Origin of the sequence: Leucobacter japonicus, assembly GCF_001273855.1 — a bacterium.
Classification (GTDB): domain Bacteria; phylum Actinomycetota; class Actinomycetes; order Actinomycetales; family Microbacteriaceae; genus Leucobacter; species Leucobacter japonicus.
On record NZ_JHBX01000119.1, the window covers coordinates 1 to 252 of the forward strand.

The window sequence follows — 252 nt, forward strand, 5'->3', positions numbered from 1 at the left end:
GTGGTGATCGGCGTCGCAGGTGCGGCCGGAGCCGAGCGCATCGTGTCGCTGCAGAGCGGACTGGCGGTGTCGGTGCTCGAGGACCGTCGCGAGGGGCTCGCGCAGCTGCTTCGCCTGATCGAGCTCGCCCTGCACCCGGGACGAGCCGCAGTGCTGCGCCCCGTCATCGCCTCCGAGGATCTGCTGGTGCTGGGCGGTGTCGCGGCGCTGGCCGAGCACCTCGACACGGCCGCGCTCTGCTCGGTGCAGCTG

At 73.0% G+C, this 252-nt stretch carries 1 protein-coding gene; it reads left to right on the top strand.

The features are described from left to right. The coding region (locus AMS67_RS17650) for a hypothetical protein (protein ID WP_162230859.1) at positions 1-252 on the top strand (252 nt) is incomplete at both ends.